Raw genomic sequence first — 17,527 nt, 5'->3', positions numbered from 1 at the left:
AATCCTCCTTTTTCTCGTTACAATAATATATATTGTAACGATGTTTTATGCAAGGAAAATCGTATTATTTAACACATTATTATAGGGTTACTGTATTTTCATCGTTACACAATTCCGGGAACTCAGGCTGTAAATCTGATTGTACCTTTTTTCTTGAATTTCATAAAAAATTAAAAGGAAAGGCCACACCCTGACGCGGCAGAGGCCTGCTGCAAGCTCTCTGAACGGGCTACATCATTTACCTGGAAACAAGGAGGTTATATCTGGCCCCCAGTCACACTTCTCCACCTACCTGGCCAGACAACTCTGATAAAATATCAGGTATTTGAAAAAATCCTGGCGAGGTTATTATCAACCACATAGATACAGATCTCTTTCGCACCCTGTCTGGAGTAACGAAATTTGTGCTGTAAATTTTCTATCATGAAGGTCACATCACTCTGAATCCTCTTGTCGTATGTCTTAAATCCTTCAAGATCATAATCTTTTATCGCTCTACGAAAGTTTTCATTTTTCATAAAAGGTTCAAGCACTTTTTCCTTGAGATTATAAACATACTTTTCATGGAGCGTTTTAAAGAGACTGGTGTCGGATATCTTCCGGCCGTCTCGCAGCATTTCCTGGGGTAAGGCATTGGTCGTATAGGCCTTTTGCACGCTGCTGCGAAATCCCTTGGCCGCAGCCTCATCAATTTGAACTCTGCCTTCAAAGCGCCTGAAAAAGCTCTCAGTAATTTCAAGTTTTTCTCGTGTAAATTCACAAAACTCCACAGTATCCGGTTCAAAATTTACGGCGAAAACATAGTTAATGATATCTTTGGCAATCTGCTCCTCGTTATAATAATAGAGGGACTCCTTTACTTCCTGCAGAACGGTAAAGTTATGCATCCTCAACAAAGAATCCAAAAACCCCTTGGGCAGGATATCTGGGTCCAGCTTGCAATACTTACGAAAAAAAGTGCCCAGCATGGACATATCGATCAACTTATCTTCCCCTGCATACATCGAATAAAACTCGTTGAATAGCCTGATGGAATCACGGCCTGAAAAACCTTTCCAGCCATCACCCTCTGATTCCGCAATAATTTTCTGTCTTTTTTTTGCCGTAAAATTATTCACATCATCTTCAGACAACCACTCGGGAATATAACCTGTGTAAATCTCCATTTTAAGCAGTTGCAGATTGGTATCGCAGTAGAGTTGGTACTTTTCTGGGGTACGTATCCAGCTCTGCATGGCCTCAGATTGTGTTCGCAGCCGTGTTGCGATAATGACCCGGGCAAAATTATGAAGAACCCTTGGTAAAAAGCTCTCATCGATGTGTTTACCAAAATTCTCCCTGTAGATTTCCACCTCCGTCTGCAGATCAAGAACGTAAGGTATGTTGATATATTCAATTCTGTCGGTGAAGGCATGAAGATCACTGAGGAGCTTTTTATCCTCTGGATTCATCAGGGCAAAGAGGAGTGAGGTCACTTTTTCCTCGGTATCCTCAACCTTATGCACACCATCACTGATAATATTGTGCAGTTCCATCAAACGATCACTGTTATGGGACTTAATATCCATCAGGGCATAGATACCGTTATTGGTCTTGGCGTAACGGGAATAGACATAGCTTACCGGATTCTGTCCACAAAACAGGCCATCAAGACTGCGCTGGATATTGGGATTGGTCATAACCGTTTTAGAGAGAGGCTTATCCCCTGGATTAAATACGGAAACGCCCTCACCGAGTCGCCGGTTAAAGCTGTAGGGGCGGGCATGGATGCATTCCATGACCTTAAATGGATCTTTAATTTTTTTAAGAAGCTCCTCAAAGAGCGACACGCAGATGGTGCAGGGCTCGTCATGAAAAAGCCATTCATATTTTTTCTCCGTGAAGAGCTGCCATTTGAACTCTCCGTCCTCAAAGAGATCATCAAAAAATTTTCGTCGAATATCCTTTGGCACGAGCAGAAGCGGGTGATCATGGCTTGGACAGGGAACATTGAAATACCCACCTGGATCGATTTCCTCCAGACAACCATTTTCAAGCTCTTGGACGAGAGCGTTTTGTCCTTCATTTACCAGGACTCTGACAAGCTTTTTTTTCAGATCGTTGAGATGGTCGGATGCACCTTTCTCAGAGGAATCATGTTTGAGACGCCAGACCACTTCAAACCTCCTCCCTTCAGGTGAGTTGGCGTATTCTTCAAATTTGCGCAGCAGGTTGTTCAAAAAAGTTGACTTACCGCTGCCGTGGGGGCCTTCAAAAATGTAAATCTTGTTCTGCTTGGCACCAACTTTAAAGCTTTCCGCATGGCGTATCAGCCTGTTGGAAAAAAGCCTGTCCGCAAAAAACGGTCTGTCTGAGCCTTCTACAAAGAGTCTACTACAATCATATTTTAAAAACTGAATGGATTCAGGGTCGTTGCCATATTCGTCATACCCATCATCGACAAAGGTATTGATCATGTCCCCATAGATCTGATACACATCCCGGACAACCCGTTGAGGATTTGCCGCTGCTTCCTGCAGGAATTGATTAAAGGTCAAAATCGGGGACTGATCCAGGCCGTCCTTTAAGACGTTAAAATGTGCCATGGCTTTACTCAGATCATGCATCTTTTCCCCCTTTCACCATTCCTCTACTTTTTTCAAAAACGAATCTGGACTCAGATAATGGCTCATAGAAACGCAGTACCAGAAAGAACCCTCAACTGTTCAGTCCGCTTTCAGTCTATCACCCTTCGTGCAAGTTTTTTTTCAGCCATGGTATATTTCACCCTTTTCCAGACGAGTTCTCTGCTCTCCACTTCCTCTGGAATATCGGGTGCCGCGTCCTCTGTTTTTACCGGATCCGGTTCATGGGTGAAAAGAACCACCTTCCTCCCCCACAAAAATTCTATTCCCATGAGAGAGCCGCCGATATAATCTCGATGCAAGGGTTTTCCTTCAAAAATATGATTTATGACAAGGGTGCCGTCATCATCGACGTCAATCTTAACAGCGGGAGGATGATACAGGGAATCGGCAACCATCTTCTTGTAATGCTCCGCCTTTCGTGATTTAACATAATACTCCCAGGTCATACGCTGTTTGTTCAATCGCTTGTCCACCACAAATAGCTTATGCAGATCGACAAAATCTTGATCGATAAAGGTGTTGATAAACATTGCATCACAATAATTTTCCCGGATAGAGAAAATATAATCCCTGCCAAGGCAAGTTTTACTGTCGAACTGTTCTCGATTCTGCAGATTGTGGAGACGCTGGTAAGCGTAAGAAATCTTGCCTTTATTGGTCATCTCTTCAAGATAATAAAAAAGTCTCATGCCAAGGGCATACGGGTTCAGGCCCACTCGGGGCATGGAAGTGACCTTGGCATTGATCACCCCATAATCCACTTCATGACCACGAATCCTGTCATCTTGCAGAAAAAGAGTTTCATGCCAATAACTTGCCCAGCCTTCGTTGAGGATCTTCGTTCTGATCTGCGGCTGAAAATACAGAGAGGTCGATCGCACCATCTCAATGACTGATAGCATCCATTTGTTTTCTTCCCTGTTGAGAAAATCGGAATGGGCCATTAAAAACTGGAGAAGGTCCAGTTTCTGGTTCTTCGCCTTTCTTGCCTTTACCGCCTTTTTGTAATGGGATTCAAACTCAGCGTATTTGGATTTCACCCGATCAAGAAAATGGTTCTGGTAGTCATCGGGATAATCACGCATGAATGTATTATAGCTCTCAATTTCGCTTACGTAGCGGCTGATACTATGCTCTTTATCCTCCTGCAGAAAAACATCAAAATAATAGTCTAAGCGTGTCAGCTTTTCTGGTTTGGTTGTATAGGAGGAGAGTAAATCAAAATATCCCACCAGATTATCTATGGAGCGGGAGAACTCAATAATATAGTCAACCCATCGACCCTTCTCGGACCTCAGTTTGGCGATGAGACGTTTGTCAGACAGCGCCTTACTTGCAAAATCATAGTCCCAGGTGTGCCTGAAATAGAGATTATTCTGAAAAAAATCGATATGCCCCAATACATGATAGAAAATCATGACATTGAGCCAATCCGGGTTATTATCGTTGTAGTAGGAAATAGGCGGCCTGGTGTTGATCACTGTCTCATAGGGATTATTGGGGTAGAGTTCATACTGGCCCTGCTCTTTTAACACCTCCACATCCTGAACCCAATAATCGTAGAGAGTGGGGATCATGTTTTTGGGAGAGAGTTGCACAAAATCCCTGTTGGTGACAATATATTCAAGACTCTCGTCCTGAAATTGCAAACCTGCATCCCATGCCCGCTCCTTACACCCTTCCATGATCTTTTTTGCATGTTGGCTGATAAGTTCCATAGGGCCTCGCAAGACTATATTACTCTGAAATAAGCTCCCTGATACCATCAATCAAGCGCGCTTCGGTACTCTCCCGGGTGATCACATCCAGTCTCAACACCTCCTTTCTTTCCTCAAGAAGACCGGATCGCTTCAAATATCTCTCGACCTCGGTCTGGCCGGAAATGCCATAGCCATTTTCCGCGATGGTCACACCGACCCGACTGGCATAGCCGAGAATTTTTTTGAGTTCGGGAATGGCCTTATCACCCTTGGTGTCCCAGTCATCCCCATCGGTACCATGAAAGACATAGATATTGTTGTCTTTCGCCAATGACTCTTCTTCGACAATAGAATTGACGAGTTTATATGCGGTTGCCACCTGGGTCCCCCCGGCAACACTGGAATTGTAGTAGATTGAAAAATTTTCAACCTCTTTGGCTTCGGTATCGTGGAGGATAAAGCGGGTATCCACCTGATTTTTATACTGGTAGATCAACCACGAATAGATGAGCACATGCTGGTTGACGATCAGTTCCGTGGGCTTCCCGCCCATAGAGCCGGAATAATCCCGGACAAAAAAAACGACGGCCTGGGATTCATAATCCTTTTCTTTGGATAAAATCCTATACACCCTGTCTTTCGGTGAAATGATAAGTCCCTGACTATCGACCATTTCACCCGCTTTAATCCTCTGCAAAGCAATATTGGTCTGCATGATCCTTCGCAGGGTTGCCTTTTTATCGAGAATCTGGCCGAATCCACGGTTTCTATCTGTCAGATCGTAGGTGTATTTTGTCAGGGATTTTTTCTTGCCTTTGTCTTTAAGATTAGGGAGTTCAAACTGCTCTGTGAGGATACGACCAAGATCATAGGCATTTGACTCGACATCATGTTCTCCACCTTCGCCCTTTCCTGCCCCTCCCTGACCTCCACTATCCGGGCGTACGGACTCCTCACCAATAACCTCACCTTCCTCACCATCGCCGGCCCCCCCTTGCCCTGAAGAAGGATCTCCATCCCCACCTTCCCCCTCTTCATTTATCCGAATCTTATCGTGGAATAATTTTTCTTCAACCGTCGTCGGAACAATGACGATCTTGTCGTCCCCGTCCTTGCTCGGCTTTACCATCTTTCCCACCCTTATTTTCCGTGGGAAACCGTCTTTCTGCCGCTGTTTATCCTTTTCAAGAAGGTAATCCAGAGAGTGGACCGTCGTAAGCGCGATAAGGTTTGGTGGTGAACCATTATGGAGCATCTCCAGATCATTGTACCCGTATAGACTTTTACCTCCGGAAACAACGGCTGTGTGATGAAAAGCCCCAGCTTCAGACAGCTCCAGCTCACGCCGGATCATCTTATCCTGTTGCGGGGTAAGTCCTTTTTCCTTCTGCTCCTGATACAAAGACTGAAGATCGGTCTTCATCGCACACTCCACTGAGGCGGGGGAGACAACATATATGGATTTATCGACATATCCCACCCCCCTAATTTTCGTCAACCTGGGTACAGAAATATTCTATGGTCTTTTGCGCACAGGTTGTACAGTAGCCCAGTTTGCCGAGCATTGTCTGTATCATGCGATCATAAAGCTTCTGATTCTCCTCATTGGTACGATTGGCCAGTGCACCAATCAGACTTCCTGATCCCGCAATATCAGACTTGAGCCGCACGTCGGTGACAGCCTTTACCAGCTCCAGATTATCCATGAAATCGTACCCCGGAGTTACAGAAATTTTCTGCCCGTAAATCTTACGAATAGAGGTGCGGAACGAATCTTTCTGCTCGATGGTTTTCAGGCCCAGACAGTCCTCAACTGAGTTTATGTGACGCTCATCAATCTTTAAGGCCTGGAGTTCTCCGGTCTGGGGATTTTTATATTTCCACATCTTGTCTCCCCCGAGATTCTCCGCATCGATCCCGATGATCATGTTGACGTAATTCATCACATCTTTTCTGATTGCCAGGGGTTCATCCATGTAGGCGTTAAACATCTCCGTCATTATCCGTTCACGATACAGCCCTTTGGCTATCTTAAGATCATCTAAAAACTTCGCCCTGTCCTTTGCCTCAGAGACGTAATCGAGAATGATCCTCTCCAGAGCGTGGAAGACATCGTAGCCAAACATGCACTTGCCTTCATTTGTTTCCGAACTCTCAAGCATAAGCTGGATGGAACGACCAAGGTTCCTCTGGCCCAGACCTTTCTGACCAAAACGTTTCGTTATATCGTGCTCCTGACTGAGGGTATCTATCACCTCAGACAGGGTCTTCAGACTTTTTTCCCCTGCCACCTCTCCGGCTGCAAGCTTCATGGTTTCAATGGGGGTAAGTTTTTCCGAGCGCGGTAGTCGGGTGAGCACCGTGCCTACAGATGCCGCGTAATTAAGGTTAGGGTCCTGATGCATGACATCACCTGTCAGCGTGGTCTTCGATTCATTGCCTATGGCATAGGCCGTCAGATCCCTTTGCAGAACATAGTTGGTATTGTGCGAGACGTAGCAGATACGGCACCTGTCAATAATGGGCGCCTCCTCTTTTTCTTCAAGAAAACGGTTAAATTCTGAATTATTACTGGTTGCAATGATAAGGCTGTCGATGGGCCATTTATAGCCATCAATCTCGATACTGCGGTTTTGAATGATGCCCAGATACACCTGCACCAGGTCCCGTTTATTCTTAAATATTTCATCACTGAAGTGAATACCGCCACCGGCCACCCTTGCCAGGGCACCTCTGCGCAGGTCAAAGCGATAGGGGTTGTTGGTATCGGTAATATGGAGCAGCCGCTGAATAGATTCTTCCCCAAGGAGATCGACGGCGGATGAGGTGATTTTATCTTTTGCCGGGTATTTGCCGGTGACCGTGCCAAGGCTCTCCACAAGTGGCACAGGAATGATCTCGATAAACTCAAGCATATCGTCAAGTTTACCGTCACAATGTTCTCTTATATTATTCCAGATATAGGCTGAGCAAGCCCCAAGAGGACGATAGTTTTCCCTCCATATTTCAAGGGTCTCAGTTGCGACCCGATGTTTTCTTTCCAGAAAGTTGAACGAATCATCTTTTGTCTCGTGCAGGTTCATTGCAAGAACAATGGGGTCCTCATAGGTTTGCGACTCAATTGTTTTGATGTTGCCGTAACTAGCAAGCTTGTCGAGCCCGACAAAGCGGAAGGTGTATTTTCGATTTTGCGCAATTGAGAGAAAATCACGGTACATGGAGCAAAGATATTCCACAAGAAAGGTCTTGCCGTTCCCGGGTTCACCAACCAGAACAAAGGCCATTTCTTTGGAAGACCCTCCCTGGGATGCGTCTTTTACAAAGGAGACAAAAGAGTTAATTTCATCATACATGCCGACAATATGCTTCTTTCCTTCCCGGAACACCCTGAAATCAAAGGTCGACTTGCCATTTACAACAACCTTGTCAATGTCACCGCCAAGAACCATGCGGCTGACACTCTGAAAGGCATTTTCAAAGACGCGCTCACCTTTTTTTACAGAACTGATATGATGGTTGAGGGTGTTTTTTTTCTGGTCAGTCATCTGTCTCCTCCTGAACAGGTTGAGATTTTGATGCTAATTACTTAATTTATTATCACGCTAATACATCTAATTATCAAGGCAAGCCTGCCAAACTATTTCTTTAACCCAGTGCTTGCTCTCGTAAAAATACAAAACGCAGGGCTTTTTTATTAAAAAATTCATCAATGAGTCTGTGCACCCATGATGCTCTTTTTAACTGTTCATAGTAAATATCCTCTCACGTTTGACAAGCTCAGAGAAAGTCCGTCCAACCCACACAACCAGCCTCTGTCAAAATCTTGATAAGGCCATTAGTTTTGATCAACGAAAATCCGCCTGCTATTACCTGTAAACCCGCAACAGCAGCAAAAAGCCAAGCCCATTGCATATTCTAATAGTTAGGCGCCGATACAACAAGTCTTTTATATGATAAAGTATTGATCGAGATACCAGGCCCCTATAACACAGAAATCAGAATTACATCCTCTACCTCACCTCATTATCAGACGGCTGTTACACACGACATTTGTAAAAAGATGAAACGAATAGCCTGCAACCACCGTAAAAAATTATTGACAAAGCCACTCTCTATTTATTATATAAGTCAGATTGTTGTATTGAAATTACAGATACTTAATGAAAAGTCACGTAACACATTGATCTTTTTACAAAATAACTAAATAATTCGTTAAACGGAGCCAGAAATGATAGAAGTTGAAGTTCGAGGAGATCTTGAGTACGCGATCCGACAGCTGAAAAAAAAGCTGCAGATAGACGGCATTAAAAGAGAATTAAAGCGTCGTGAGTACTACGAGAAACCGAGTGTCAAAAAACGCCGGAAGCAGGCAGAAGCTCGCAGAAAACTCCGCAAGTTCAACAGAATGAAAAAATCGATGTAACAATCGATCTGGGCTGCCTTTTATAAATAGCCTGTATGGTTTTCAGGCTATTTATTACCTTTGAACTTTTAAGATGCTCATAGGGGCTAAGGTATATAAGCCATCTCTCTCCCACCCCAATTAACAACTTTACATGAGTTGTATCTCCATTACCTCATCTCCGAAAGGAGACTTGCTGAGAACAGCATAGAGGCGTATTCCGCCGATATTACCTTTTTTTTAGAATTTCTCATCTTCAGCAAAAAAAGTGACCTCAACAAGGTCGATGTGTCTCTCATCCACGATTATCTGGAAAACTGTCGCAGTCTCAAACACGTTTGCCACCGCACCAACGCAAGACGAATCTCCGTTTTAAAATCATTTTTCAGTTTCCTCCTCCGGGAAGAGCACGTCAGGCAAAATCCTTTCGCAGCAATTGACCTGCCCCGCAGCGGGCGGACTCTGCCCAAGGCTCTCAGCCAGACTGAAGTAGAGGCCCTGCTTAAGCCCCCTCTGCGAGAAAACCCGGTCGCCAAAAGAGACAACACGATGCTGTATGTCCTCTACTCAACCGGTCTACGGGTGTCTGAACTGGTACAACTGCCACTTTCAGCATGCAATATGGGAGCAGGATTTATTCGCGTGATTGGCAAAGGCAACAAAGAACGGCTTATCCCTTTTGGCCAGCAGGCCAAAGAGAAGATAGACGGCTACCTTCAAACGGCCCGTCCTTTTATTCTCAAAAACAAACGCAGTAACTATCTCTTTGTCACCAACAGAGGTACCTGTATGACCCGCCTGCGCTTCTGGCAGATAGTGAAAAAAACAGCACTTGGGGCCGGGATCGATAAACCGATCTCTCCGCATATGCTGCGCCACTCTTTTGCCACTCATCTTCTCAGCCACGGCGCAGACCTGAGAGCGGTGCAGATGATGCTGGGACATGCGGACATTGCAACCACACAAATCTACACCCATGTGGATCAGGACCGTCTGAAAAACATCCACAAAAAATTTCATCCAAGGAACTGACGGAGAAGCCGACACGGGTTGACAAGGTTAGACACCAGAATCCAGCTTCACTGACCTGTAATTCTTTAATTCTTGGCGTATTGTTGCTTTACAAAAGTCCTGCGAGAATCTATCCTTTTAATTTCACATCGTTTTCACTTGCGCGACACAGCTGCAGGTAAACATTTATCTCCAAAGCAAAGGATTGCAGCCCCGGCCATGCGTCTCATCACTACACATCAAAACGCTGATTTCGACGGCCTTGCCTCCATGATTGCAGCGCAAAAACTCTATCCTGACGCAGCCCTTGCCTTTCCTGGTTCACAGGAAAAAAACGTCAGGGACTTTATTGCCCAGAATCTTATCTACACCTATAACTTTCTCAAAACCAAAGACATAGATTTAGATACAGTAGACACCCTCATTCTGGTCGATACCCGCGATTCAAAACGCATTGGAGGTTTTAAAAGCTGTCTGCAAAACCCAAACATCAAGCTCCACATTTATGATCATCACCCGCAAAACGGTGGCGATATAGACGGAGAACTTGAAGTCATCGAAGATTTCGGATCGACGACCACTCTTATTGTAGAAGAGATCCGCAAGAAAAATATCTCAATCAGCACAGAAGAGGCGACACTCTTTGCCCTTGGCATATATGAAGACACGGGCTCGCTCACCCATTTAACAACCACACCAGCAGACCTTATTGCTGCAGCCTGGCTTTTAGAACAGGGAGCACAGCTCGACCAGGTCGCTCAATTTATCAGTCATGAATTGACATCCAAACAGATCAGCATTCTTCACGAACTGATAAAAAGTGCCAAAAAATATACGATTCAGGATATCCCAGTCGTTGTCGTCACCCATTCCATACATGAATACGTGGACGAGTTTGCTCTCATCGTCAGACGCTTCATGGCGATGGAAAACCTCAACGTCCTGTTTGCCCTGATCTCCATGGGGGGGCGTATCTACCTGATTGCCAGAAGCAGGATCGCCGATGTAAATGTCGGTATCATTGCCCGGGATCTTGGTGGCGGTGGCCATGCAACCGCAGCTTCGGCCACTTTAAAAGAGATGACACTTATCGAGTCCGAGGAGAAGTTAATCCGTACCCTGCACAGACACATTCACCCTCAGGCCATTGCCTCTGAAATGATGTCGACTCCTGCGATTAATATTATTCCGGCGACTTCAATCAATGAGACCAAGGAGATTCTTACCAGATATAATATTACTGCAGCTCCTGTGCAGCAGCGTCCCACAGAGTCTGAACCAAACCCGCCGATCCTTGGAATTATCACCCTGCGTATTGTGGAAAAAGCGGCCCACCATAACCTCGGACACCGGCCGGTAAGCGACTATATGAGCAGCGAGGTTCGAACCCTACCTCTTGCAGCGACACTTGCGGACATTCAAGAGTTAATCATAGAAAACAGACAACGCATTATTCCAATCCTGGATAATGAAAAGCTTGTTGGAGTAATCACCAGAACAGATCTGCTCAACCGCCTGGTCAATGATCCTGCACACCTTCCGAAAAACCTGTTGTATGAATCCGACAACCCCTCGCTGGAACGGACCAGAAACCTCAACAGCCTTATTGTAGACTCTCTCAACCGGGAGATGATCCAACTGTTACAGACCATTGGTGTCGTCGCCAGCGCCCACCATTGTAACGCCTTTGCTGTTGGTGGCTTTGTCCGGGACCTTCTCCTGAAAAAGCCTAATTTCGACCTCGATATAGTCATTGAAGGAGACGGAATTCTATTTGCCAAGGCACTTGCACAGCGACTGGGTGGCCGATATAAGACCCATGAACGTTTTAAAACAGCTATGGTGGTAATGCCAAATGATTTTAAAATTGATATCGCCACTGCCAGGCTGGAATATTACGAATACCCTGCAGCTATGCCAACGGTGGAGCTTTCTTCTATAAAACTTGACTTAAGCCGCCGAGACTTCACGATAAATGCCATGGCAATCCAGCTTAACCCCAATCAATTCGGCACCCTGCTCGATTTTTTCAACAGTCAGAACGACCTCAAAAAAAAGGTTATCAAAGTTCTTCATAATCTCAGTTTTGTTGAAGACCCCAGCAGGATATTCCGGGCAATCCGCTTTGAGGCGCGAATGGGCTTTCAGATTTCCCCCCATACAAAACGTCTTATAACCAATGCAGTCTCCATGGAGTTATTTGGTAAAACCAACGATGTCCGGTTTCTGTCCGAACTCAAACACATCCTCTCGGAAGAAAATCCGTTGCCTGCCCTGCAGAAACTTGCTGAATTTGACCTCTTTCAATTTCTCTGGCCCGATCTTCGCCCCCATTATAAGATGGACAGGCGGATGTCCCATGTCCTTAATCAGGCACAACTTGCCCTCTCCTGGTTCGAACTACTCTACCTTGATGAGAAATGCAGCCACTGGATGGTCTATCTGCTGGCGATTATGTCCAGATCAAGTGTGGGTCAACTCTCTGAGTTCTGCCTCCGATTCGAAGAGAGCATCAAGGATACCGCGTTTCTACTGGAGCAAAAGGAGCTTGTGGATGCCAAAATTCATATTTTTGCAAGAAACCTTGCTATGCCCCAAAGCCATATTGTCACCCATTTTAAGGGAATAGAAATAGAAGGCTTACTCTACATGATGGCCATAGCGAGAAAAAACCACGTAAAAAAGGCGATTTCTCTCTATGTGACCACCCTCCGCCACATCGAGCCGGAACTCAGTGGGAAAGACCTCATCACAATGGGTTACAAGCCAGGGCCTCAATTTCGGGAAATACTTACTTTTTTAAAAAATGCTAAACTTGACAAACGGATCAAAACAGCAGAGGACGAACGGGAACTCCTACAACAGCGCTATCCTCTGCAATAATCCCAAAACTGTCTACTTCATCCCGCTAACTCTCCAACCCAATACAAAATCCTAAAAGATTATGAACCAGTTTATTACCGAAATTGTCGTGCTTGCCCCGCCCATTTTAATGGCTCTGACCCTTCACGAATTCGCCCACGGCTACGTAGCCTTCCGTCTTGGTGACCCCACCGCAAAAAGCCTCGGCCGCTTATCTCTCAATCCCCTAAAACATCTCGACCCTCTCGGCACAATCGCCTTTTTCATAATTAAATTTGGCTGGGCTAAGCCCGTTCCGGTAAACCCGGCCTATTTCAAGGATCCTAAAAAGGATATGCTCTGGGTGGCTCTTGCAGGACCTGCTACAAACCTCATTCTTGCAATTATCAGTGCTGTCAGCGTCAAAGGCATATGGTTTCTTGCCTCTAAGCTCCCCTACTCAAGCCTTGCAGAGGCAATCCTGGTTCCCTTAAACGCCATGCTGATTGCCAGTGTATGGATTAATCTGGTCCTTTGTATTTTCAACTTTCTCCCCATCCCGCCCCTTGACGGCAGTCGCATACTGATAGGTCTGCTGCCCATACGCATGGCCGCCAGCTACATGAAATACGAACGTTACGGCTTTATCCTTGTGCTCATTCTGGCTTTCTCCGGGGTGCTCTCCAAGGTTATCATGCCGCTTATCAGTTTCGCCAACGGTTTGCTCCTCTCATGACACAACCTTGCAGACAATATGTTCTATTCTGATGGTACGACCTGCCGTTACATCACCCAAACAGCTCAACCGTAAGTCATAGAACCGGTTGCAATCAATACCACTGTCAAATGTTGTGTGGGCTTTCTGGGGGAAAAGAATATAACCTGACCCATACAAGACACGTAGAATACTCTAAAAGGAGTATGTGAAAAAATTACTGGCAGGTCTTAGTGTTGCAAGCCTGATCAGTGCAGGTGAAATCGTACCCGGAGCCCATGCCTCGGGCAGTAGCTGGGGTGCAAATAAAACAGGCGCCGTGAACCCTCATCAGCAAGATCTTGAGAAATTACAGGAACACAATGGCTATATCCGGGGAACTGGATATTTAAAGCGTGTTCTGGACTTTCTTCTATTATTAAAGGAGATGAAGATATACAGCATGGTGATGCTCACTCTCACCAGAGAGAATATGGCACAGGTACTCGCCTTAGCTGAAATCTTACAGGATAAACCAGATCTCTTCACCTTCAATCGACTGGCCATGATGGGCAAAGGCGCAGCGCTTGGATCGGTGGGACCGAGTCAGTAAGTGGATTTTCTCAAACGTTTGGTGCATACAGCAGCTGACAATCCGATAATCAGCCTCAAAGATAATTTCTGCAACCTCCACCTTTACCAAGAGAAGGCGCCGCTTAAGGGTGGCTGTGCAGGCTATGGCTGCGGTGCCGCCTTAAATTTTGTATCTGTCCTGCCTGCTGGAAAAGTCCATGCTTGACCTAAACTCCCCTCCCTGCCCGGAAATCTTTTCCATTCATCTCTGACGAAAATTTATCATAGCTCCCTTGCAGAACGCGACCGAATGGGCAGTTCTGCCTGCACTTCGTGTGAGATACGTCCGGTCTGCGGAAGCGGTCCGGCTGTTGTTTGCGGCTTTGGTCTGGACATTTTCAACGATCTCGCACCCTATTGTTTTAAAAATAACTTTCGTTCATCTTGATGATTTCGGGATCTTAAAAGAATAGACAAACAACACAAACACTCATGCCTGAAGAATCTGTTTGTTCTTCCTGTAGCGTCGAAACAGGTTTTCAGCGACAAACAGGACCAATCCCGACCACACCAGGGAGAAACCGATAAACCTTGCCTGGGGAAAGTCTTCATTGTAAACAAGTGCCCCGAGAAGCAGATTAATTGTCGGCGCCAGATACTGCATGAGCCCTAAAGTGGACAATGGAATCCTCTTTGCTGCATAGCCGAAAAGAAGTAGAGGTATTGTGGTCACAACCCCTGCACCTATCAACAGAAGGGTTTGTGAGAGTTCAACTCTGCCAAAGGCTCCTCCGCCTGCACTGCCCAGATACACAAGAACTGCAGTCGCCGGAAGAAAAAGAATACCGGTTTCAAGACACAACGCATCCAGCGCGCCGAGCTCACTCTTTTTATGGAGCAACCCATAGGTCGCAAAACTCAATGCCAGAACCAGAGCAATCCAGGGAAACCTGCCATAATAAAGGGTTAAATACAGCACACCCAAAAAGGCCAGCAGCAGGGCAAGCCACTGGATCGGCCGCATCCTTTCTTTAAAGAACACCATGCCAAAAAATACATTGAGAAGCGGATTAATAAAATAACCAAGACTTGCTTCAATAATAAACCCCGCATTAACGGCCCAGATATATAACAGCCAGTTAATTGCAAGCAACACCCCGGTCACGGTATACATTGCGATATTTTTCTTTACGCGAAGCACCTTGCGAAAAACCTTCATTCCGCCGGTCAGCTGAACGAGCCCAAGGGTCAACACCAGCGACCAGGCCATCCGGTGACATAAAATTTCATAGGCAGGTAGACCCTCAAGGGCCTTCCAATAGACCGGAAGTATTCCCCAAAAGGCGAAGGCACAGGCAGCAGCAAGCATTCCATTGACATTGTTCATAATTATTTTCCACGAATGCAACCTGTACATTCTTTTTATATTTTTGCCTCCTCAGCAAATAGCAGGACTCCAACAACTGCTCTTACCTGGCAATGAGGGTTACCATGCACTCATGAAAAGTTGCGCCCCCTCCCATATCAGCAAGTTTTTGAGAGGTGAGATCATTGATTCCACCGGCAGCAACTCCCGAACTGTCTTCAACTGGAATCCAGAACAACCCTTCCGCTACCAATACGCCTTTTTTAGTGTTCTGGCTCACTGTAGCCTTTCTGGTGCTGCGTCCACGGTTATTGGCAATAATGACCATAGCGCCGTCTTTGACATTAAAACGAGCAGCATCATCTGGATGAATGAGAACGCTGCCACACTCACCCTGATATTTTTCACCAAAGGTGCTGTTAAGCAGATCGGGATGCGGCGGCGTGATGAGCTGCAGGGGAAACCTGGCCAGAAGATCCGGATCGACAAATTCTCCCGCATCTGTAAGACAGGCAATTGGGGGTTCGGGGGCGTAACCGGGCGAAGAAAAATGAAATTTAAGCCCTGAACTCTTCAAGACCTCACCGGAAGCGCAGCTCTTTGTTGAATGAACCAGCCGTCCCTCAATAATCTCTTCAACCCCTATATCCTGCGGAACACCTCCCATGGTCGCCAGATACCTCTTTAGCCTTTCCCTGCAAGTCTCATGAAACGTGGCATCATTAAAACCGCAGGCAAGGGCCAGGGCCTGGAAAAAATCAAAATTACTTTTGGCTTCTCCGGCAGGTTCTACAACAGGCTTGGCAACCCCCATATAAAAATGTCCATATCCCGTATAAACATCCAGGTTTTCAAGAAATGTAGTCGCGGGTAGCAGGAGGTCGGCAAAACGGGCCGTCGGAGTCATAACCTGTTCGTGGACAACAGTAAAGAGATCATCTCTTGCCAGACCAAAACGCACGGAACTGCTGTCAGGGTTAACGGAGGCAGGATTACTGTTATAAACAACCAGAGCTTTGACCGGTTGCTCCATGCCCGTGAGGGCATAACCCAAATGAATCATGTTTATCGATCTTGTCGACTCGGTACGAAGAGATTCACCGGTGAGGATTTCCGTCTCCCCCTTAAAGGCCCCCGCAGAGAGCAACACTCCACGCCCGGTACCGCCAGCAAACAGACCAAGGGCTGCAGCAAGTGAAGAAATTGCACGGATGCTCATCGCACCTCTGCTGTTTCTGGAAATCCCGACCCCTATTCTGATAAAGGTCTTCGGAGTTTTGACGATTTCCCGGGCCAGCATGCGAATCACCGTTTCCGACACTCCACTGATACGTGCAAACTCAGCCAACTCCCTGCCACAGACATAGGCCTTAAGATCTGCAAACCCCGTCGTCTGTTCTTGTATAAACTGATTATCAACCCCGTCGGACTCGAGTAACACCTGCAAAATTCCAAGAGCAAGAGCCGTGTCACCACCGATGTTCACCTGAACATACTCATCGGCTGCCTGTGCAGTTTCATTGCGATAGGGGTCAATGACCACAAGACGTGCGCCCTTTTTTCTTGCCTGCCTCACATATGGCCAGAAATGAACATTACTGACCTTGATATTTATCCCCCAGGCTATTATCAGCCGAGCATCGGCAGCATTTTCTGGCGGGCATCCGGCAAGGGGACCACACTGCTTTTTCCAGCCCGCACCGGATGCGGCAGAGCAGATGGTCTGCTCAAGCTGCGAAGTGCCAAGTTTATGAAACAAAGGATAACCTGCCAAGCGGTTGACCGCCCCCATATTACCGGCATAGGAATAGGGCAGAATAGCCTCTCCACCATACTCTTTTTTTACTTCCAACAGCCGTTCCGCACAAAGCTGCAAAGCCTCTTGCCAACTGATTCTTTTGAATTTTCCCTCTCCTTTTCTCCCCACACGCAGCTGAGGAAAGAGTATCCGCTCAGGCGAGTAAAAACGATCGAGGTAGCCCCGCATTTTGCGACAGATAAATCCGTTTGTATAGGGATGATCCTTATCCCCTGAAAGAGAGACGATTTTACCATTCTCAATCGAGGCCACAATCCCACAGGTATCAGGACAATCCAAAGGACAAATTGATTTTAGCGTATGTAGTTTTTCCATTTTTTCTATCATGTAGAGATAATTATTTGAGACCACTATATGGAAGAGTTCATTTTTATTGTTCTTTTCTTCTTTCCTATCTTGTAACAGCAGCCATTAAAATATATAAATAAACAATTGGTATAAAAAACCCATGATATTGTGATATTGGTCTGCAAAGAGAAAAAACGCAATAGATT

11 protein-coding genes are annotated in these 17,527 nt (G+C 45.9%); 5 read left to right on the top strand and 6 right to left on the bottom strand.

What is annotated here, in order from left to right:
* Positions 1 to 317: 317 nt before the first annotated feature.
* From FCL48_RS14850 to FCL48_RS14835, 4 genes are all read right to left on the bottom strand, one after another.
* Positions 318 to 2,606, bottom strand: a complete 2,289-nt coding sequence (locus FCL48_RS14850; RefSeq protein WP_136873071.1) for a serine protein kinase PrkA — start codon at positions 2,604 to 2,606, stop codon at positions 318 to 320.
* A 110-nt stretch (positions 2,607 to 2,716) separates the two neighbouring features.
* Positions 2,717 to 4,345 (bottom strand): SpoVR family protein, encoded by a 1,629-nt coding sequence (locus FCL48_RS14845; RefSeq protein WP_136873070.1) that lies wholly within the window; start codon positions 4,343 to 4,345, stop codon positions 2,717 to 2,719.
* A 19-nt stretch (positions 4,346 to 4,364) separates the two neighbouring features.
* A complete protein-coding gene (locus tag FCL48_RS14840) occupies positions 4,365 to 5,750 on the bottom strand; it encodes a DUF444 family protein (RefSeq protein ID WP_136873069.1) in 1,386 nt (461 codons plus the stop codon).
* 61 nt (positions 5,751 to 5,811) lie between these two features.
* Entirely contained in the window at positions 5,812 to 7,872 is a 2,061-nt protein-coding gene (locus FCL48_RS14835; protein ID WP_136873068.1) for a serine protein kinase PrkA, read from the bottom strand.
* A 686-nt stretch (positions 7,873 to 8,558) separates the two neighbouring features.
* Between FCL48_RS14835 and rpsU the strand changes: the two genes are divergently transcribed.
* The 5 genes from rpsU (at position 8,559) to FCL48_RS25915 (ending at position 13,888) form a co-directional block, all read left to right on the top strand.
* Positions 8,559 to 8,750: a 30S ribosomal protein S21 gene (rpsU, locus tag FCL48_RS14830; protein WP_371418680.1), complete on the top strand. Its 192-nt coding sequence runs from the start codon at positions 8,559 to 8,561 to the stop codon at positions 8,748 to 8,750.
* Between the two features lie 138 nt (positions 8,751 to 8,888).
* The gene (gene xerD, locus FCL48_RS14825) at positions 8,889 to 9,761 is read left to right on the top strand and encodes a site-specific tyrosine recombinase XerD (RefSeq protein WP_240744855.1); all 873 of its coding nucleotides are present in this window, start codon (positions 8,889 to 8,891) and stop codon (positions 9,759 to 9,761) included.
* 198 nt (positions 9,762 to 9,959) lie between these two features.
* Positions 9,960 to 12,623, top strand: a complete 2,664-nt coding sequence (locus FCL48_RS14820; protein ID WP_136873065.1) for a CBS domain-containing protein — start codon at positions 9,960 to 9,962, stop codon at positions 12,621 to 12,623.
* Positions 12,624 to 12,684: 61 nt separating this feature from the next.
* Complete coding sequence (locus tag FCL48_RS14815) at positions 12,685 to 13,317, top strand: site-2 protease family protein (protein WP_136873064.1); 633 nt, start codon at positions 12,685 to 12,687, stop codon at positions 13,315 to 13,317.
* A 187-nt stretch (positions 13,318 to 13,504) separates the two neighbouring features.
* Positions 13,505 to 13,888: a selenobiotic family radical SAM modification target peptide gene (locus FCL48_RS25915; protein WP_136873063.1), complete on the top strand. Its 384-nt coding sequence runs from the start codon at positions 13,505 to 13,507 to the stop codon at positions 13,886 to 13,888.
* Positions 13,889 to 14,338: 450 nt separating this feature from the next.
* Here FCL48_RS25915 and rarD read toward each other — a convergent pair whose 3' ends face one another.
* Both rarD and FCL48_RS14800 read right to left on the bottom strand, forming a co-directional pair.
* Positions 14,339 to 15,235: an EamA family transporter RarD gene (gene rarD / locus FCL48_RS14805; protein ID WP_136873062.1), complete on the bottom strand. Its 897-nt coding sequence runs from the start codon at positions 15,233 to 15,235 to the stop codon at positions 14,339 to 14,341.
* Between the two features lie 82 nt (positions 15,236 to 15,317).
* Entirely contained in the window at positions 15,318 to 17,348 is a 2,031-nt protein-coding gene (locus tag FCL48_RS14800; protein ID WP_169309236.1) for a molybdopterin-dependent oxidoreductase, read from the bottom strand.
* Positions 17,349 to 17,527 lie beyond the last annotated feature (179 nt).

This window comes from Desulforhopalus sp. IMCC35007 (assembly GCF_005116575.1).
Lineage (GTDB): Bacteria > Desulfobacterota > Desulfobulbia > Desulfobulbales > Desulfocapsaceae > Desulforhopalus_A.
The sequence above is the reverse complement of the archived record's forward strand: the minus strand, read 5'-3'. Positions and strand labels throughout refer to the sequence as shown.